Genomic DNA, 18,472 nt, shown 5'->3' with positions numbered 1-18,472 from the left:
CACGGCCCGCGGGAAGCGCCGTCAGTCGTGGAAGGTCTCGCCCTTCTCCGCCTTCTCCACCAGCAGCGGCGACGGCAGGAAACGGTCGCCGTAGCGCTCCGCGAGCTGCCGGGCCCGCGCCACGAAGCCGGGGAGCCCGCCCTCGTACCCGTTGACGTACTGGAGTACGCCGCCGGTCCAGGCCGGGAAACCGATGCCCATGACGGAACCGATGTTGGCGTCGGCGACGGTCATGAGGACGTTCTCCTCCAGGCACCGGACGCTGTCCAGGGCCTCGGAGAAGAGCATCCGCTCCTTCATGTCCTCGAAGGGCATGTCGGTGCCGGGCTTCGTGAAGTGTTCGCGCAGCCCCGGCCAGAGCGCACCCCGCCTGCCGTCCTCGCCGTACTCGTAGAAGCCCGCGCCTCCGCTGCGTCCTGGCCGCCCGAACTCGTCGACCATCCGGTCGACGACCTCGTCCGCGGGGTGCGTGGCCCAGGTGCCGCCCGCCTCCTCGACGGCGCGCCGGGTCTCGACGCGGATCTTGCGGGGCAGCGTGAGCGTGAGCTCGTCCATGAGGGAGAGCACCTTGGCCGGGTAGCCGGCCTGCGCCGCCGCCTGCTCGACCGATGCGGGCTCGACGCCCTCACCGACCATCGCGACGCCCTCGTTGATGAAGTGGCCGATGACGCGCGAGGTGAAGAAGCCGCGCGAGTCGTTGACGACGATCGGGGTCTTCTTGATCCGGCGCACCAGGTCGAAGGCGCGTGCCAGGGCCTCGTCACCGGTCTTCTCGCCCTTGATGATCTCGACGAGCGGCATCTTGTCCACGGGTGAGAAGAAGTGCAGCCCGATGAAGTCGGCCGGGCGCGTGACCCCGGCGGCGAGCGCGGTGATGGGCAGCGTCGAGGTGTTGGAGCAGAGGAGTGCGTCGGGGTCGACGATGTCCTGGATCTCCTGGAACACCTGGTGCTTGAGCGCGGTGTCCTCGAAGACCGCCTCGATCACGGCGTCGCAGCCCGCGAGGTCGGCCGGGTCACCGGTCGGGGTGATGCGGGCCAGCAGTTCGTCGCGCTTCGCCTCGGTCGTGCGGCCCCGGGAAAGCGCCTTGGCGAGGAGCTTCTCGCTGTACGCCTTTCCCCTGGCGGCCGCTTCGGCGCTCACGTCCTTGAGGACGACGTCGAGGCCGGCGCGGGCGCAGGAGTAGGCGATGCCCGCGCCCATCATCCCGGCGCCGAGGACGGCCACCCTGCGGACCTGGCGCTCCTCGATGCCCGCCGGCCGGCTGGCACCGGAGTTGACGGCCTGGAGGTCGAAGAAGAACGCCTGGATCATGTTCTTCGCGACCTGGCCTGTCACCAGCTCGGTGAAGTAGCGCGCCTCGATGGTCTGCGCGGTCTCGAAGTCGACCTGTGACCCCTCGACGGCCGCCGCCATGATGTTGCGGGGGGCGGGCATGGGCGCGCCCGCGAGCTGTTTCCTCAGGTTGGCGGGGAAGGCCGGCAGGTTGGCCGCGAACTTCGGGTTCGATGGGGTGCCGCCGGGAATCCGGTACCCCTTGACGTCCCAGGGCTGCTGGGACTCCGGGTGGGAGTCGATGAAGGCGCGGGCCTTGTCGAGCATCTCCTCCCGGGTGGCGGCCACCTCGTGCACGAGGCCGTTGTCGAGCGCCCGCCGCGGGGTGTACTGGGTGCCCTGCAGGAGGACCTTCAGCAGCGCGTCGGTGATGCCCATCAGCCGTACGGTGCGGGTGACGCCGCCGCCGGCGGGCAGGAGGCCGAGGGTGACCTCGGGCAGGCCGATACGGGAACCGGGTGTGTCCAGGGCGATGCGGTGGTGGGCGGCGAGCGCGATCTCGTAGCCGCCGCCGAGCGCGGCGCCGTTGATGGCGGCGACGACCGGCTTGCCGAGGGTCTCGATGGTACGCAACGACTTCTTGATGGCGGTTCCGGCGTCGAACGCCGCCCGGGCGTCGTCCGGACCGATCTTGATCATGTCCTTGAGGTCGCCGCCCGCGAAGAAGGTCTTCTTGGCGGAGGTGTAGATGATGCCCCGGATGGAGTCCTTCTCGGCCTCGGCGCGCTCGGCGACGGCGGCGATGGACTCCTTGAATCCCTGGTTCATCGTGTTGGCGGACTGGTCGGGGTCGTCGAGTACGAGGGTGACGACGCCGGTTTCGTCCTGTTCCCAGCGGATGGTCGTGCTCTCGGTCATTGCTTGTCTTCTCCGTAGGCCGTAAGCGGGGGTGCCGGGGGACGGTCAGAGACGCTCGACGACGGTGGCGATGCCCATGCCGCCGCCGACGCAGAGCGTGGCCAGGCCGTAGCGCTTGTCCTGCCGCTCCAGCTCGTCGATGAGCGTGCCGAGGATCATCGCGCCGGTCGCGCCGAGCGGGTGGCCGAGTGCGATGGCGCCGCCGTTGACGTTGACCTTGTCGAGGCTCAGGCCCATGTCCTTGGCGAAGCGCAGGACGACTCCGGCGAAGGCCTCGTTGATCTCGACGAGGTCGATGTCGTCGATGGTGAGCCCGGCCTTGGCCAGCGCCTTGCGGGTGGCGGGGGCGGGTCCGGTGAGCATGATGGTCGGCTCGGAGCCGGACACGGCGGCCGAGACGATCCGGGCGCGCGGGGTGAGTCCGTAGCGCTCGCCGGTCTCCTTGGAGCCGATCGCGACGAGGGCGGCGCCGTCGACGATCCCGGAGGAGTTGCCCGCGTGGTGGACGTGGTCGATCTTCTCGACCCAGTGGTACTTCTGGAGCGCCACGGCGTCGAATCCGCCCATCTCACCGATCGTGGCGAACGAGGGCTTCAGGGAGGCGAGCGAGTCCGCGGTGGTGCCGGGGCGCATGTGCTCGTCGTGGTCGAGGACGAGCAGCCCGTTGCGGTCCCTGACCGGGACGACCGAGCGGGCGAAGCGCTCCTCCTTCCAGGCGATGGCGGCGCGCTCCTGGGAGAGGGCCGCGTACTCGTCGACGTCACGCCGCGAGAAACCCTCGATGGTGGCGATGAGGTCGGCTCCGATGCCCTGCGGGGCGAAACCGGTCTCGAAGCTGGTCATCGGGTCCATGGCCCATGCCCCGCCGTCGGAGCCCATGGGGACCCTGGACATCGATTCGACACCACCGGCCAGGACGAGGTCCTCCCAGCCCGAACGCACCTTGGCGGCGGCCAGGTTGACGGCCTCCAGACCGGAGGCACAGAAGCGGTTCTCCTGGACGCCGGCGACGGAGTCCGGAAGGCCGGCGGCGATCGCGGCGATACGGGCGATGTCGGAGCCCTGGTCACCGAGCGGGCTGACGACGCCGAGGACGATGTCGTCGACGGCCGCCGGGTCGAGGCCGGGGAACCGGTCGCGGATCTCGTGGATGAGGCCGACGACGAGGTCGATCGGCTTGGTTCCGTGCAGGGCTCCGTTGGCCTTGCCGCGGCCGCGCGGGGTGCGGATCGCGTCGTAGACGAATGCTTCGGTACTCAAGGCAGCTGCCTTTCGGGGTCGGTGCTGGGCGGGGAGGTCAGGCGAGCAGCGAGCGGCCGATGATCTCCTTCATGATCTCGGTCGTGCCGCCGTAGATGGTCTGGATACGGCCGTCGGTGAAGGCCTTGGCGACCCGGTACTCCGTCATGTAGCCGTATCCGCCGTGGAGTTGCAGACAGCGGTCGGCGACCCGCTTCTGCAGTTCGGTGGCCCACCACTTGGCCATCGAGGCGTGGACGGCATCGAGCGTTCCCTCGGAGTGGTCGACGATGCACCGGTCGAGGAAGGCCCGGGTGACGGCGCACTCGGTGGCCATCTCGGCGATCTCGAAGCGGATGTGCTGGAGCTTGGAGAGCGGACGTCCGAACGCCTCGCGCTCCTTGACGTACCGGGTGGTGATCTCCAGGAGGTGTTCGGCGGCGGCGATTCCGGCGACCGCTATGCCCATGCGCTCCTGGGCCAGGTTGGTCATGAGGTGGATGAACGCGCCGTCGAGCTCACCGAGGAGGTTCTCCTTGGGGACGCGTACGTCGTGGAAGAACAGCTCGGCGGTGTCCTGGGACTTCTGACCGATCTTGTCGAGGTTGCGGCCCCGCTCGAAGCCCTCGGCGCCGCGCTCGACGACGAGCAGTGACAGGCCCTTCGCGCCGCCCTCGGGTGCGGTCCTGGCAACGACGATCACCAGGTCGGCGAGGATGCCGTTGGAGATGAAGGTCTTCGAGCCGTTGAGGAGCCAGTGGTCGCCCTTGTCCTCGGCGCTCGTACGGATGCCCTGGAGGTCGGAGCCGGCACCGGGCTCCGTCATGGCGATGGCGGTGATGGTCTCGCCGCTGCAGAAGCCGGGCAGCCAGCGCCGCTTCTGCTCCTGGGAGCCGAGGCCGGTGAGGTAGGGGCCGATGATGTCGTTGTGCAGGCCGAGCGCCAGCCCGGAGACCCCGGCCCGGGTGAACTCCTCGGCCAGTACGGCGCTGTAGCGGAAGTCGGCGTTGCCACCGCCCCCGTACTCCTCGGGGACGGCGAGGCCCAGCAGCCCCTGACGGCCGGCCGCGAGCCAGGCCTCGCGGGAGACCATGCCGTCCTTCTCCCACTGCTCGTAGTGCGGGAGGACCTCCTTGGCCAGGAAGGTGCGGACGGTCTCGCGGAACGCGTCGTGCTCCTCGGTGAAGATCTGCCGCTGCACTTCAAGCCCCCTGGAGCCAGTTCTTGACGGTGGAGATCAGCCGCGCCGGCTCGGGACCGACCGGCGTGACGTTGAGCATGGTGACGCCGGCCTCACGGAAGGCCTCGATGCGGTCGCGTACGTAGCCCTCGGGGCCGCAGAGCGTCATGAGCTCGCAGAACTCGTCCGGGACGGCGGCCTCGGCCTCCCTCTTCTTACCGGAGAGGTAGAGCTCCTGGATGGTCGCGGCCTCCTTCTCGTAGCCGTAGGCGACAGCGAGGTCGTTGTAGAAGTTCTTGCCGCGCGCGCCCATACCGCCGACGTACAGCGCGATCTGCGGGCGGGCGAGGTCCCGGACGGCGGCCGCGTCCTCGCCGATGGCCAGCAGGCCGCCCGCGACGGTCCGCAGCGGGCCGAGCGCCGGGTCGCGTTTCGCCGCGCCTTCGGCGAGTGCCGTGCCCCAGACCTGCTGGGCCTTCTCCGGGATGTAGAGGGTGGGCAGCCAGCCGTCGGCGATCTCGGCGGTCAGCCGGACGTTCGCGGGGCCGAGGGAGGCGACGTAGAGGGGAATGGTGTCGCGTACCGGCCGGGTGAGGATCTTCAGCGGCTTGCCGAGCTTGCCGCCCTTCTCCTTCGGCAGGGGCATGTCGGTGATGCCGTGGTGGTCGATGACCTCGCGGCGCCAGATCCGGCGGCAGAGCTCGACGGTCTCGCGGGTCCTGCCGAGCGGCTTGTCGTACGGCTTGCCGTGCCAGCCCTCCACGACCTGCGGGCCCGAGGCGCCGAGGCCGAGCAGGGCACGGCCACCGGACACGGCGTCGAGCCCGGCTCCTGTCTGGGCGATGAGGGCGGGGGTGCGGGAGTAGACGTTGAGGATCGCCGCGCCGATCTTCAGGCGTTCGGTGCGCGCGGCGAGGTAACCCATGAGGGTGGGCGAGTCGAAACCGTACGCCTCGGCGACCCAGACGGCGTCGAGGCCGGCGGACTCGAGTTCCGCCACCTCGTCGCAGGCGGCGCGCGGGTCGCCCGCGTAGTTCAGCGGCAGGGAGAGTTCCATCAGCCGGTCTTTTCCTTCCCGGAGGTCAGCAGACCCGGCAGGCCCCAGTCCGCGGCGACGGCCTCGGTGTCCGCGCCGGGCAGCGCGGGACCGGTACGTACGGAGACGGGAGTCGCGGAGAAGCGGGGTGCGGGGGCGGGCTGGGTGAGGCCGCCGTGCTCCAGATAGGTGGAGCGGGCGGCGAGGTGGGGATGACGGGGTGCCTCGTGGAGCGAGAGGACGGGGGCCACACAGGCGTCCGTCCCTTGGAAGACCTCGGTCCACTCGGCGCGCGTGCGGGTGCTGAACCGGTCGGCGACCAGGGTGCGCAAGGCCTCCCAGCGCCCGGGGTCGTTGCGGTCGGGGGCCTCGTCCCCGAGTCCGAGGAGCCCGGCGAACTCCTCGTAGAAGCGTGGTTCCAGAGCTCCGACCGCCATGTACCCGCCGTCGGAGGTCTCGTAGGAGCCGTAGAAGGGGCAGCCGCCGTCGAGGAGGTTGGAGCCGCGCCGGTCCTGCCAGCTGCCGGCCGCCAACATGCCGTGGATCATTGTGGCGAGATGAGCCGCTCCGTCGACGATGGCCGCGTCGACGACCTGTCCGGTCCCGCCGGGCGTACGGGCGTGCTGGAGAGCGGCGAGTACGCCGACGACGAGGTAGAGCGAGCCGCCCGCGTAGTCACCGACCAGATTGGCGGGAACCGTGGGCGGTTCGCCGGACCTGCCGATCATGGACAGGGTGCCGGTGACCGCGATGTAGCCGATGTCATGCCCTGCCCGCTCGGCCAGCGGCCCGTCCTGGCCCCAGCCGGTCATGCGTCCGTAGACGAGCTTCGGATTGCGTTCCAGACACGCGTCGGGGCCGACGCCCAGGCGTTCGGCGACACCCGGCCGGAAGCCTTCGATCAGGACGTCGGCACGCTCGGCGAGGTCGAGGACCTGCTCGGCTGCACCCTCGGCCTTCAGATCGACGACGACCGATCGCTTGTTGCGGTTGGTGAGGTCGAAGGCCGGTTCGATGCCGATGACCGAACCCCCCGGCCGGTCGACGCGCACCACGTCGGCGCCGAGGTCGGCGAGGAGCATCGCGGCGAACGGCCCCGGGCCGATGCCCGCCAGTTCGACGACGCGCACTCCGGTCAGCGGGCCCTGCGACCCGCGTCCTGTCGTTGCCATCAAGCCCCCAGCGGTGTGACACAACTGATGTAACATCGATGATGCTAAGAACGCACCGCTCTCCGCACAAGGCTTTTGGCCGAGCAAGCGCTTAGTTCTTCCCCGGATCCTCTCGCACCAAGGCCCTCCCAGGCGCGCAGCGCCACGAAGTCCTCCGCTAGCCTCTGGCTGCAACGTCGGCGGCGACCCCCTGCGGAGGGACTCATGAACAGGCAGAACGGGGCGGAACGCCGCCCTTATGACGTCGTCCTTTTCGGAGCCACCGGTTTCGCGGGGGCACTCACGGCCGCCTATCTCGCCGCACACGCGCCGGACGGCTGCCGCTGGGCCCTGGCCGGCCGCAGCCGGGGCAAACTGGAACAGCTGCGCGAGCGCCTCGCCGTGATCAACCCGACCTGCGCGGGCCTCCCCCTGCTGACGGCCGACGCGGACGACGCCGACGCGCTGCGCGAACTCGCCGAGTCCTCGCACGTGGTGGCGTCCACGGTCGGACCGTACGTCCGGTACGGCGAGAAGCTGGTCGCCGCCTGCGCGGAGGCCGGGACCGACTACACCGACCTCACCGGTGAGGCGGAGTTCGTCGACCGGATGTACCTGGAGCACGACGGCCGGGCCCGCGAGACGGGGGCACGCCTCGTGCACGCCTGCGGCTTCGACTCCGTACCGCACGACCTCGGCGTCTGGTTCACCGTCCAGCAGCTCCCCGAGGGCGTTCCGCTGACCGTCGACGGCTACGTCCGCACCAACGCGGCGTTCTCCGGCGGTACGTTCGCCTCGGCGCTCACGGTGCTGGGCCGCGGGCCGCAGACGGTCCGGGCGGCGCGGGAACGGCGTCTGCACGAGCCTCGCCTGGTCGGCCGCCGGGCCCGCGCCCCGCAGGGGGCGCCGCACTTCAGCTCGGAGACCGGCACCTGGGCCCTGCCGCTGCCGACCCTGGACCCCCGCGTCGTGGAACGGTCCGCGCGTGGGCTGGAGCGCTACGGCCCGGACTTCCGCTACCGGCACTTCGCCTCGGTGAAGCATCTGCCGGTGGCGATCGGCGGCGCGGCGGCAGCTGGCCTGCTGACGGGGGCCGCGCAGATCCCGGCCGTGCGGCACTGGCTGTCGGCCCGGGTAGAACCGGGTACAGGTCCCGGCGAAGACCGCAGGGGACGCAGCTGGTTCACGGTGCGCTTCATCGGGGAGGGCGGCGGCCGGAGGGTCTACACGGAGGTGTCGGGCGGCGACCCCGGCTACGACGAGACGGCGAAGATGCTGGCCGAAGCGGCTCTCGCGCTCGCCCTCGACGACCTGCCGGCGACGTCGGGCCAGGTCACGACGGCCGTGGCGATGGGTGATGCGCTGCTGGAGCGGCTTCAGGCGGCCGGGCTGCGCTTCCGGGTCGCGGCGGTGCGCTGAACCCCGTAGGGCACCGGTCCCGCCCGGTCAGAGCATCCAGGAGGCCAGCGTGACGACCATGGACACGGTCCAGCCGGCGCCCGCGAGGACACCCAGGGTCATGCCCACAGCGACGCCACGCTGGGAGAGACGTACGGTTCCGGTGCTCATCTGAGGTGTGTGGTGGTCGATCATGTGTACCAGCCTGCCCCTGATGTGCGACAAACAACATCCGTATATGTACTCAGTCGGCAACAGATCCCTGAGCGGGGCTACGGTCAGCCGATCGCTTCCTTCAGAGCGGCCCGGCACAGGGCGTCGGCCCTGCGGGTGGTCTCCGGCTGACGGAAGTCGCGGGCCAGGGCGAGCGTATGGGCGCAGGCGTTGTCCAGCCCGGTGCGGTGCCCGACGGAGACGAAGACGGGTTTCGTGGCCCCCTGCGTGCGCAGGGCCCGCCCCACTTCCTCGTCCCCGTCCATGAGCGGGGTGAAGTCGCCGCGCCGGAGCCCCGGTTGCTCGTAGCGGAAGGTGAAGGGATTCTTCGCGACGCCGATGACCGGCAGACCCGTGAGGACACCGAGATGGCTGGCGAGCCCGAACCTGCGCGGGTGGGCCCGGCCGTAGCCGTCGCAGACGATGAGCCCCGGGTCCACCGACAGGCCTTCCAGCGCGGCCAGGACGGCCGGGAGCTCCCGGAAGGCCAGCAGCCCGGGAACGTACGGAAACGTCACACGCCCGTCGGCGGTGGACTCGGCGATCACCTCCAGGGTCGCCGCGTCCAGGACGACGGCCGCCGCGACGACGAGGTCCCGCTCGTCGTCGTAGGCGACGTCGACCCCGGTGACCCGGCCGGCCCCCGGCACCGGCCCCGGCTCGTCCAGAATCACCCTCGAGCGCAACGCGTCCTGGACGGCACGGGCTTCCGCCTCGTCGGAGGGCATCCGGAACGTTTCCATGAGACCCAGTCTAGGCAGCCCGCCGGCCTCGTGATCATGTTCGTACTCGAGTTGCCCTACCTCGCACCGGTCGAGCACGTCGACGCCCTCATGAATGAGCACGTCAGCTGGCTGGACGCCCAGTACGCGGCCGGGGCCGCCCGGACGCGCCCGCGACGGCGGTGTGATCCTGGCCCTGGGCGACGACCGCGCCGAGACGGAGAGGATCGCGGCGTCCGACCCCTTCGCCACGCACGAGGTCTGTGCCTACCGGATCACCCTCGCGACGAAGACCTCGGACGCACGGGCTCCGTACCGGCAGCGACTGCCTCAGGACAGTCGCCCGCCACGGTGATGGCGCTCGCCCAGGTCCTCGACGAGACCCTGGTGCACAGGATGCCAGCCGAGCAGCTCTCGCGTACGGGCGCCGGCCGCCGGTACGTCGAGACCGAAGAGGTGGGCCAGCCACCCGAAGTGGCGCCCGGCTTCGTCGGGGCGACGGACACCGCACGAAGACGCGCAGGGGGATACGGGCCCGTCACCAGGGCACCTCTCCCGCGTCGTCGAAGAACCTGCCGCTCGGGCCGTCGTCGGGCAGGGTCGCGAGCCGGATCGGCGTCGCCGCGCCCTGCTGGGGGGTGCCGGCACCGCGGAAGCCGTTGAGGTCGGTCGCCACGAAGCCGGGGCAGGCCGCGTTGATCAGTATGTTCGTGTCGCTCAGTTCCTTGGCGTACTGGATCATGACGGCGTTGAGGAACGACTTCGACGGCGCGTAGGCGACGGCGACCGGCCCCGTCTCCGCGCCGGGCGTGGTCTGCAGGGTGAGCGAGCCGACACTGCTGGACACGTTCACGATCCGCGGCGACGCCGAGCGGCGCAGCATGGGCAGCATCGCGTTGGTCACGCGGATGACACCGAAGACGTTGGTGTCCACGGCCGCCCGCACCCTCGCGAGATCGATCGTGCTGGGCTCCTGCGGTCCGCCGCCGGTGATGCCCGCGTTGTTGACGAGCACGTCGAGGCCGCCGGCGGTTTCCTCGATGAGCCGGGCGGCCGCGGCGACACTCGCGTCGTCGGTCACATCGAGCGGTACGCCGAACGCGTCCACACCGGCCCCGCGCAGCTTCTCCACGGCTGCCTCGCGCCGCTCCTCGTCCCGGGCGCCGACCCCCACCTTCCAGCCGAGGGCGCCGAGCCCGGCCGCGATCTCGTAACCGATCCCCTTGTTCGCGCCGGTGACCAGCGCGGTCTTCTTCTCACTCATGCGTCCATCGTGTGCGGGCGCCGAGAAACGCGCCAACACCGTTCAGGTGTGCGGCGATACCGTACGGGTATCGACACCGGGTGAGCCCCGCCGGCCCCGGTACGCTGCGGGTATGGAGACACGCGAGTTGCGCTATTTCGTCGCTGTCGCCGAGGAACTGCATTTCGGCAGGGCGGCGGAGCGGCTGGGAATGGCGCAGCCACCGCTGTCGCGGGCGATCGCCAAGCTGGAGCGGCACCTGGGAACGGCACTTCTGGCGCGGAGCAGCCGCGCGGTCTCACTGACCGAGGCCGGGGCGGTGCTGCTGCGGGAGGCACGGGCGGCGTTGGACGCGGTGGAGGCCGCGGAGCGCCGCACCCGTCGTGCCGCCCCCACCGCGGCCGGTCAGGCCGGTGTCGTGCTCGCGGCGAAGGCGGGGGCGTCCAGCGAGTTCCTGGCGAAACTGCTGGACGCCTACGCGGCGGAGCCCGACGCGTTGACCGTGGATCTTCTGCTGTGCGGCATCGGGGAGCAGGAGCGACTGCTCCGGGACGGCCGGGCCGATGTCGCTCTGCTGCACCGGCCGTTCGACGCGACGGCCGGGTTCGACACCGAGGACGTGTCCACGGAGGGACAGATCGCGGTGCTGCCCGCCTGGCACGACCTGGCCGGGCGGTCCGGCGTGCACCTGGCCGAGATCTCCACCCTGCCCGGGCTGCCGATGCCGCGGTGGCCGCGTGCGGACGGGACGTACCCGGACGGCACCGGTCCACAGGTGCGTGACCACACGCAGCTGCTCCAGCTGGTCGCGCTGGGCCGGGCTGTCATGATCGCCCCGGAGTCGTGCCGGGCCCAGCTCGGGGGCGATCTGACCGCCGTGCCGGTGCTGGACGCGCCGTCGATCACGACCGTCATCGCCTGGCCGCCGCAGAGCCGGTCCGTGGCCGTCGCGGGCCTCGTCCGCACCGCGGCGCGTCTCTGAGGAGCGTGGCCCGCGTCCGGACGGCCCGCCGCTACCGCAGCCGCGCGACCCGCCCCTGCTCACCCGCGGCCCAGCACCCGCCGTCCGGCGCGCAGTCGACCGTGTCGTACGAGCCGGTGTCCACGGTCCGCCACGTGCGCCCGCCGTCCCGGGTGACGTCGGTGCCGCTCGGCCCCACGGCGAGCGCCGACCGCCGGCTGTGCGGCAGCCAGGCGACACCGGACCGGTAGGCAGCGGGCGGCGTCGCCGCACCGTGCCAGCTCCGACCGCCGTCCCCCGTGACGGACGCGGCGTCCGGCGAAGCCTGGTCCGCCCGGTAGTCACCGCCGACCGCGATGCCGTGCGTACGGTCCCTGAACGCGAGGCCGAACACCCCACGCGCCGGGTCCCCCGCCGGCACCGGCGACGGCGCCTGCGTCCAGGTGAAGCCGCGGTCGCCGGAGTGCAGCACCCGGGCGGTCGCGGCACCGCCGGTGGCGAGCCAGACGTCCTTGCCGCCCGAGCTCACGAGGCACTGGCCGCTCGCCGCGAACCCTGCCTCGCCGGGCTGCGCCGCGGGCATCCCGGCATCGGGCAGTACCCGCCAGTTCCGTCCGCCGTCCGAGGTCGACAGGATGCGGAACTTCCCGTCCACCGGGTCACTCATCGCAAGCCCGTGACGGCTGTCGAAGAAGGTCAGACAGTCGTAGAAGGCCCGGGCGTCGGTGTTGCGGAAGGACTCGGCCCAGGACGCGCCCCCGTCCTCGGTACGGAAGACCCGGGACGCCTCGCCCTCGCCGATGGCCAGAGCCACCGCGCGCCGCCGGTCGAACGCCTCGATGTCACGGAACTCCAGCCCTGCCGCACCGGCCGGCGCGACATCGCGCCAATGGCGCCCACCGTCGGTGGTGCGCAGGACCGTGCCCCCTGAGCCCGCGACCCAGGCGGCCTCGCGGTCGACGGCGGCAAGGCCGCGGAAGCGGGCGTCCGTTGCCGTCGCCGTGAGCGCCCATCGCGGCTCCCGGCCGTCGGACCCGCCCGCCGTGGCCTGCGCCGACGGCACGGCCAGGGCGGCGGCCGCCGCCGCGCCGCACAGGACGGGTACCAGAAGCCTTCTCGTCTTCCCCATGGCCCTCATGGCGCTGGAAGCTAACCCACCGGTGGACGCGCGTCCAGGGTGCCTCGCACGAAACGGGGCAGTCGACCGGAGGGGGCCGGAGCGGTGACGCAGCTCACGCCGTCCCCCGGTGCACGGATGGAGGCGTTCCGTCGTCTACTCCAATGCCGGGAACCGTTCGTCCGAGGCGAGAGGGAGCAGGTCTTGTCCAGCGTTATCGAGCAGTCCGTGCAGGCCCGTATGGTCGCGTCCGCGCCGCGTATGGAGACCCTGCCCGCCACTCTGCACTACGACCGCCATGATCCTTTCGCCGTCCGCATGGCGTTCCCGGGCCCGGCGACCCTCGAAGGCACCGAGGTGTCCTGGGAGTTCTCCCGTGAACTGCTCGCCACCGGCATGGACTCGCCGGCCGGCGTCGGCGACGTGCGGGTCCGGCCGTTCGGGTACGACCGCACGGTGCTGGAGTTCCACGCGGTCGAGGGCATCGCGATGGTGCATGTCCTGACGTCCGAACTGCGCCGCTTCCTGCAGCGGGCGCAGGAGCTGGTCCCGGTGGGTGACGAGTACCGCTTCATGGACCTGGACGGCGATCTGACGGATCTGCTGGGCGGGCCGTCCTGAGCTGAACGGTCCCTGCGCGCGTCCCCACGGCCCCGGGACGTCACGGACACGGCCCGGCCGAATTCGGTTGCGTGCCGGCAGGGCCGCTCGTAACGTCTCCGGTGGCCCTGTTGTCGTCGTATCGGAGAAGGACGTTGCTCCACATCTGAGGTGTCCGCACACCGCACCGCGTGCCTTGACGCACGTGTGCCCTGCGTGACCCCGGTGTCCGAGCCGCCCTTCGTGATCCCTCGACGCAACCAGGAGGCCTCTGTGCCCGCATCCACCCCGCATGTCCTCTGCTCCTCCCTCTCGTTCGCCTGGCCCGACGGGAGCGAGGCCTTCGACGGCTTCCACCTGGCCGTGGGGCCCGGCCGGACCGGGCTGATCGGTCTCAACGGCAGCGGCAAATCCACCCTGTTGCGGTTGATCGCCGGTGAACTCACCCCGACGTCAGGACACGTCAGGACGGTCGGCGATGTCGGCCATCTCCCCCAGAACCTCGTCCTGGACACGGCCCTGAGGGTCGACGAGGTGCTGGGTGTCGCCGCGACGCGGGCGGCGCTGCACGCCATCGAGGCGGGTGACGCCACCGAGGAGCACTTCGCCGCGGTCGGGGACGACTGGGACGTCGAGGAACGCGCCCACGCCGTGCTCGATCAGCTCGGCCTGGCCGGTATCGGTCTCGACCGGACCATCGGCGAGCTGTCCGGCGGCGAGTGCGTACTGCTGCGCCTGGCCGCGCTGCTGCTGGCACGTCCCTCCGTCCTGCTGCTGGACGAGCCGACCAACAACCTCGACCTGTATGCCCGTGAGCGGCTGTACGACGCCGTTGAAGCCTGGACGGGCGTGCTGGTCGTGGTCAGTCACGACAGGGAGCTGCTGGAGCGGGTGGACCGGATCGCGGATCTCCGGGACGGCGCCGTCACCTGGTACGGCGGCAGCCTGTCGGCGTACGAGGAGGCCTTGGCCGTGGAACAGGAGGCCGCCGAGCGGATGGTGCGGGTCGCGGAGGCCGACGTGCGGCGCCAGAAGCGCGAACTCGCCGACGCGCACGTCAAGCTGTCCCGGCGCAAGCGGTACGGGCAGAAGATGTGGGACACCAAGCGGGAGCCGAAGGCCGTGATGGGTCAGCGCAAGCAGACCGCTCAGGAGTCGGCCGGCAAGCACCGCATCATGCACACCGAGCGGCTGGCTGACGCGCAGGAGCGCCTCGGCGAGGCGGTCGAAGCGGTGCGGGACGACGAGGCGATCCGGATCGAGCTGCCGCACACCCGGGTGCACCCGGGCCGTGGCGTGCTGCTGCTCCGGGACCTCGAACTCACCTACGGGGCGCGGGTGCGGGGCGAGTGGGATCTGCGCGGCCCGGAGCGGATCGCGCTGGTCGGCCGCAACGGCGCGGGGAAGACGACGCTGCTGCGCACGATCGCGGGCGAGCTGGACCCGGTGTCGGGTGTGGCGACCGCCCAGGTGCCGGTGGGTTTCCTGCCGCAGCGTCTCGACGTCCTCGACGACGCTCTGTCCCTGGTGGACAACGTGGCACGCGTCGCGCCGGGCACCACGGACAACGGCATCCGGGCGAGGCTGGCACACTTCCTCTTCAAAGGGGCGCGGGCGGACCGCCCGGCCGGCACGCTCTCGGGCGGTGAGCGGTTCCGGGCCGCGCTGGCGGCGCTGCTGCTCGCCGAGCCGGCGCCCCGGCTGCTGATGCTGGACGAGCCGACGAACAGCCTCGACATGTCCGGCGTGCGCCGCCTGACATCGGCCCTGGAGGCGTACGAGGGCGCGCTGATCGTGGCGAGCCACGACGTGCCGTTCCTGCACTCCCTGGGGATCACCCGGTGGCTGCTGCTGGACGCGGACGGACTCCGGGACATCGCCCCCGGCCAGCTGCCGGGAACCGGGGGCGACCCTGCCTGACTTGTCCCCTCGTACACGCTTTTGACCTGCATGGATAACAGTGAGTGAGCACACACTGCGAGGGTCGGGCTTGGCTATGGCCTTACCGCCGCCTTAACCTACGGTCACGTAACCTACGAAGCCGTAGGTAATTCTCCCGTCCCCAGGAGCTCCCCGTGACAATCGCCTCTCCCCACCTCGGCAGTTCGAAGGCGTGGACAGACGCCCAACTGCTGTACGCGCTGGAAGAGGTGGTGGAGAAGGAACTCAACCGCCATCTCAAGGTCGCCAAGGACTGGATGCCCCACGAGTACGTGCCGTTCTCCGACGGCCGCAACTTCCCCGGCCTCTTCGAGGACGGCGAGGCGTGGGAGACCAGCCAGTCCAAGGTCACCGACATCGGCCGCATCGCCCTCGTCGTGAACCTGCTGACCGAGGACAACCTCCCCAGCTACCACCACGAGATCGCCTCCCTCTTCGGGCGCGACGGCGCCTGGGGCACCTGGGTGCATCGCTGGACCGCGGAGGAGGGCCGGCACGGCATCGTGATGCGCGACTACCTGCTCACCTCGCGCGCCGTGGACCCGGACAAGCTGGAGCAGTTCCGCATGGCGCACATGGCGGAGGGCTTCGAGTCCGACAACCGCCACTCCATGCTGCACTCCGTGGCGTACGTCGCCTTCCAGGAGCTCGCGACCCGCGTCTCGCACCGCAACACCGGCCATCAGTCGGGCGACCCCGTCTGCGACCGGATGCTGGCCCGGATCGCGACCGACGAAAACCTCCACATGGTCTTCTACCGCAACCTGCTGGGCGCCGCCTTCGACCTGGCCCCGGACCTCACGATGCAGTCCGTGCGCGACGTCGTCGTCAACTTCCGGATGCCCGGACACGGCATGCCCGGCTTCGAGCGGGCCGCCGCACAGATGGCGATCGGCGAGATCTACAACATGCGCATCCACCACGACGACGTGATCCAGCCCGTCCTGCGGTACCTGAAGGTGCTCGAGATCGACGGCCTCGGCCCGGAGGGCCTCAAGGCGCAGGACGAACTCGGGCTGTACATGAACGGCCTGGACAGCGAGGCCTCGAAGTTCGACGAGAAGCTGGCGGCCCGAAAGGCGCGCATGGCTGCCCGGGCGGAACAGGGCTGATCAGCCCTTCGACCGCCCGGCCGGGCTCGGGAACCGCTCCCCGATCCGCGTTCGGTGGCGGCGCGCATGGCACGCGCGCCGCCACTTCGCGTGCGCTGCGTCCAGGCTGACCCCACGGCTTCACAGACCGTACTCTGTGCCCGTGAAACCTGTGACGCGTCTTGTTCTTTTCGGTGCACCGATCGCCATTGTCGCTTCGATCCTGTTCAGCGGAGGCGACTCGGAGCCGCCTACGGTCGTCCAGCAGACGGGCGCCGGAAAAACCGGTACGGCAAAGCCGGAAGCCGCCGAACCGGCCGACGAGCACACCGCGGACATCGACGCGCTGCCTGCCGGCCTCGCCGCTCCGGCGATGAAGGAGACGGCGGCCAGACTCGTGGCCAGCGCGGAAGCGTCCACCGTGGACTGGCGCAGCCAGTACGGAGCGATCGAGGACGTGGGCGACGGCACCGGCTACACCGCCGGCATAGTCGGCTTCTGTTCCGGTACGAACGACATGCTGCAACTGGTCGAGGCCTACACCGAGAAGCATCCGGAGAATCCGCTCGCCTCGTTCCTCCCCGCCCTGCGCGCGGTGGACGGCACCGACTCGCACGAGGGTCTGGATCCGGGCTTCACCGACGCCTGGCGCCAGGCCGCGCAGGACCCGGCGTTCCGGGAAGCGCAGGACACGACGCGCGACGAGCTGTACTTCGAGCCGGCGGTCCGGCTGGCGAAGATGGACGGCCTCGGCACTCTGGGGCAGTTCATCTACTACGACGCGATGGTCCTGCATGGCCCCGGTGTCGAGGCGAACGGCTTCTACGGCATTCGCGACGCCGCCATGGCAGCGGCGGACACGGCCGCCGAGGGCGGCGACGAGAAGGCGTATCTGAACGCCTTCCTCGATGAGGGCCGGTCGGCGATCCAGGCCCGGAAGGTCCAGCGCGACACGACCCGGATCGACACGGCGCAGCGGGTGTTCCTGCGCGAGGGCAACCTCGAGCTGAAGCAGCCACTGGTGTGGCAGGTGTACGGCGAGACGTTCCGCATCGCCTGACGGGAACGGACGGCAGGGGCCGGCCCGTCGGGGACGGGCCTCGCCCGGCACGACTGCTCAGCCGCGGCCGGAACGGCCTCTACGCAGCCGCTCCCGCTCCTTCTCGGAGAGCCCGCCCCAGACGCCGAAGCGCTCGTCCTTGGCGAGTGCGTACTCCAGGCAGGCGATCCGGCCCTCGCACGCATTGCACAGCTGCTTGGCCTCCCGGGTGGAACTGCCCGGCGCCGGGAAGAAGAACTCGGGCCCGGCCTGCGCGCACAACGCGGTCTCCTGCCAGGCGAGCTCGTCGGTCTCGGTCATGGTGTTGATCGGCATGAGTCACACGGTGCCGGGGTGCGATAAACAAGCGATCAACGATGGTTCAACGCCGCCCGGGCCGGAATCGGCCGGCCCGGGCGCCACGGTCCTCTTCTACTCCATCGGCGCCGGCTTGATCACGGCGAACGCCGCACCCGCAGGATCGGTGAACGTGGCGATCCTGCCGACCTCCGGCACGTCCGTGGCGGCCATGGCCACCCGGCCGCCCAGCCGCTCCGCACCGGCGACCACCGCGTCGGTGTCGTCCACGGCGATGTACGGCAGCCAGTGCGGCCCCGCCTCGGCCTGGCTCGGCACCGCGTCGAGGGGCACGATCCCTCCGAAGGAGGAGTCGGCGTCCTCGCTCCCCGCGGGGCGGATCATCGTGTAGGAGCCACCGGGATACGCCATGGCATCGGTCTGCCATCCGAAGACGGTGTGGAAGAACGCGGCCGCGGCCGGGACGTCCGGGGTGTACAGCTCGGCCCAGACCAGTGCGCCCGGTTCCATGATCATGCCGAGGCCGGTGAGCGTCCCGGGCTGCCAGGCGCCGAAGTACGCGCCGGTGCTGTCCGTGAAACCCCCCATGCGCCCGTAGTCGAGGACGTCCATCGGAGGAAACGCCGCGGTGCCTCCGGCCTGCTCGACCGTACGCGCGGTGGCATCCGCGTCGGGGGTCTGGAAGTAGACCGACCAGGCCGGCTGCCCCTGGTCCTCAGGGACGGTCATGACCCCTGCGACCGTCCTGCCCCGCAGCTGGTACATGCCGTAGCCACCGGTCTCGGGGCCGCCTGGCACCAGCTCCCAGCCGAAGAGACCGTGGTAGAAGTCGGTGGCCGCCTCGATGTCGGGGGTACCGAGGTCGATCCAGTTGGGGACGCCGGTAACGAAAGCCGGGTCGAGCATGGTGTGCTCCTTCAGCGAGTCGCGTCGGCCCGCTCGTCTGGTCGGACACGGAGATGCCGCATGTCTCCGAGTCTTGCACCAGGCACCGGCAACCGCAGTCCGCGCCGTGCCGTGAGCCGCGCGA

17 protein-coding genes and 1 pseudogene are annotated in these 18,472 nt (G+C 70.9%); 7 read left to right on the top strand and 11 right to left on the bottom strand.

What is annotated here, in order from left to right; genetic code table 11:
• Positions 1–21 precede the first annotated feature (21 nt).
• From ACFYSH_RS07560 to ACFYSH_RS07540, 5 genes are read right to left on the bottom strand one after another with little or no spacing between them, the layout of a single operon-like run.
• Positions 22–2,193 carry a 3-hydroxyacyl-CoA dehydrogenase NAD-binding domain-containing protein gene (locus ACFYSH_RS07560; RefSeq protein WP_359464911.1) on the bottom strand — a complete coding sequence of 724 codons (2,172 nt, stop codon included), beginning with the start codon at positions 2,191–2,193 and terminating at the stop codon, positions 22–24.
• A 45-nt stretch (positions 2,194–2,238) separates the two neighbouring features.
• Positions 2,239–3,453 carry an acetyl-CoA C-acetyltransferase gene (locus ACFYSH_RS07555; RefSeq protein WP_359464909.1) on the bottom strand — a complete coding sequence of 405 codons (1,215 nt, stop codon included), beginning with the start codon at positions 3,451–3,453 and terminating at the stop codon, positions 2,239–2,241.
• A gap of 37 nt (positions 3,454–3,490) precedes the next feature.
• Positions 3,491–4,633, bottom strand: coding sequence for an acyl-CoA dehydrogenase family protein (locus ACFYSH_RS07550; protein ID WP_359464907.1), 1,143 nt, complete (start codon positions 4,631–4,633; stop codon positions 3,491–3,493).
• Between the two features lies 1 nt (position 4,634).
• Entirely contained in the window at positions 4,635–5,669 is a 1,035-nt protein-coding gene (locus tag ACFYSH_RS07545) for an LLM class F420-dependent oxidoreductase (protein ID WP_359464904.1), read from the bottom strand.
• On the bottom strand, positions 5,669–6,820 hold the full coding sequence (locus tag ACFYSH_RS07540; protein WP_359464902.1) for a CaiB/BaiF CoA-transferase family protein: 1,152 nt from the start codon (positions 6,818–6,820) through the stop codon (positions 5,669–5,671). Before ACFYSH_RS07540 ends, ACFYSH_RS07545 begins: the two co-directional genes overlap by 1 nt.
• A 204-nt stretch (positions 6,821–7,024) precedes the next feature.
• Here ACFYSH_RS07540 and ACFYSH_RS07535 point away from each other — a divergent pair, with 204 nt between their 5' ends.
• Positions 7,025–8,218, top strand: coding sequence for a saccharopine dehydrogenase family protein (locus ACFYSH_RS07535; RefSeq protein WP_388751342.1), 1,194 nt, complete (start codon positions 7,025–7,027; stop codon positions 8,216–8,218).
• A gap of 27 nt (positions 8,219–8,245) precedes the next feature.
• Here ACFYSH_RS07535 and mmpA read toward each other — a convergent pair whose 3' ends face one another.
• Complete coding sequence (gene mmpA, locus ACFYSH_RS07530) at positions 8,246–8,392, bottom strand: morphogenic membrane protein MmpA (RefSeq protein WP_383114287.1); 147 nt, start codon at positions 8,390–8,392, stop codon at positions 8,246–8,248.
• A gap of 83 nt (positions 8,393–8,475) precedes the next feature.
• The gene (locus tag ACFYSH_RS07525) at positions 8,476–9,153 is read right to left on the bottom strand and encodes an endonuclease V (RefSeq protein ID WP_359464896.1); all 678 of its coding nucleotides are present in this window, start codon (positions 9,151–9,153) and stop codon (positions 8,476–8,478) included.
• Between the two features lie 36 nt (positions 9,154–9,189).
• On the opposite strand from ACFYSH_RS07525, the pseudogene ACFYSH_RS07520 reads away from it, so the two are divergent.
• Positions 9,190–9,487, top strand: a pseudogene (locus tag ACFYSH_RS07520) (YciI family protein).
• A 183-nt stretch (positions 9,488–9,670) separates the two neighbouring features.
• Here ACFYSH_RS07520 and ACFYSH_RS07515 read toward each other — a convergent pair.
• The gene (locus tag ACFYSH_RS07515) at positions 9,671–10,396 is read right to left on the bottom strand and encodes an SDR family oxidoreductase (protein ID WP_359464893.1); all 726 of its coding nucleotides are present in this window, start codon (positions 10,394–10,396) and stop codon (positions 9,671–9,673) included.
• A 112-nt stretch (positions 10,397–10,508) separates the two neighbouring features.
• On the opposite strand from ACFYSH_RS07515, the gene ACFYSH_RS07510 reads away from it, so the two are divergent.
• Positions 10,509–11,357, top strand: coding sequence for a LysR family transcriptional regulator (locus ACFYSH_RS07510; RefSeq protein WP_359464890.1), 849 nt, complete (start codon positions 10,509–10,511; stop codon positions 11,355–11,357).
• 31 nt (positions 11,358–11,388) lie between these two features.
• Here the strand turns inward: ACFYSH_RS07510 and ACFYSH_RS07505 are convergent, their stop codons facing one another.
• Positions 11,389–12,474, bottom strand: coding sequence for an oxidoreductase (locus ACFYSH_RS07505; RefSeq protein WP_359464888.1), 1,086 nt, complete (start codon positions 12,472–12,474; stop codon positions 11,389–11,391).
• 183 nt (positions 12,475–12,657) lie between these two features.
• Between ACFYSH_RS07505 and ACFYSH_RS07500 the strand changes: the two genes are divergently transcribed.
• The 4 genes from ACFYSH_RS07500 to ACFYSH_RS07485 all read left to right on the top strand — a co-directional run bounded on the left by ACFYSH_RS07500 (position 12,658) and on the right by ACFYSH_RS07485 (position 17,145).
• A complete protein-coding gene (locus ACFYSH_RS07500) occupies positions 12,658–13,074 on the top strand; it encodes an SsgA family sporulation/cell division regulator (protein ID WP_359464886.1) in 417 nt (138 codons plus the stop codon).
• Positions 13,075–13,326: 252 nt separating this feature from the next.
• Positions 13,327–14,973 carry an ATP-binding cassette domain-containing protein gene (locus ACFYSH_RS07495; RefSeq protein ID WP_359464883.1) on the top strand — a complete coding sequence of 549 codons (1,647 nt, stop codon included), beginning with the start codon at positions 13,327–13,329 and terminating at the stop codon, positions 14,971–14,973.
• A gap of 155 nt (positions 14,974–15,128) precedes the next feature.
• Entirely contained in the window at positions 15,129–16,106 is a 978-nt protein-coding gene (locus ACFYSH_RS07490; protein WP_359464880.1) for an acyl-ACP desaturase, read from the top strand.
• Positions 16,107–16,257: 151 nt separating this feature from the next.
• Complete coding sequence (locus ACFYSH_RS07485) at positions 16,258–17,145, top strand: chitosanase (RefSeq protein WP_359465245.1); 888 nt, start codon at positions 16,258–16,260, stop codon at positions 17,143–17,145.
• A 57-nt stretch (positions 17,146–17,202) separates the two neighbouring features.
• Here the strand turns inward: ACFYSH_RS07485 and ACFYSH_RS07480 are convergent, their stop codons facing one another.
• Together ACFYSH_RS07480 and ACFYSH_RS07475 are read right to left on the bottom strand one after the other, a co-directional pair.
• Positions 17,203–17,460 (bottom strand): WhiB family transcriptional regulator, encoded by a 258-nt coding sequence (locus ACFYSH_RS07480; RefSeq protein ID WP_359464878.1) that lies wholly within the window; start codon positions 17,458–17,460, stop codon positions 17,203–17,205.
• Between the two features lie 96 nt (positions 17,461–17,556).
• The gene (locus ACFYSH_RS07475) at positions 17,557–18,348 is read right to left on the bottom strand and encodes a VOC family protein (RefSeq protein WP_388751338.1); all 792 of its coding nucleotides are present in this window, start codon (positions 18,346–18,348) and stop codon (positions 17,557–17,559) included.
• Positions 18,349–18,472: the final 124 nt, after the last annotated feature.

This window comes from Streptomyces sp. NPDC005791 (assembly GCF_042871485.1).
GTDB lineage: Bacteria > Actinomycetota > Actinomycetes > Streptomycetales > Streptomycetaceae > Streptomyces.
Note: the sequence above shows the minus strand (reverse complement) of the source record. Positions and strands in the feature narration are given on the sequence as shown.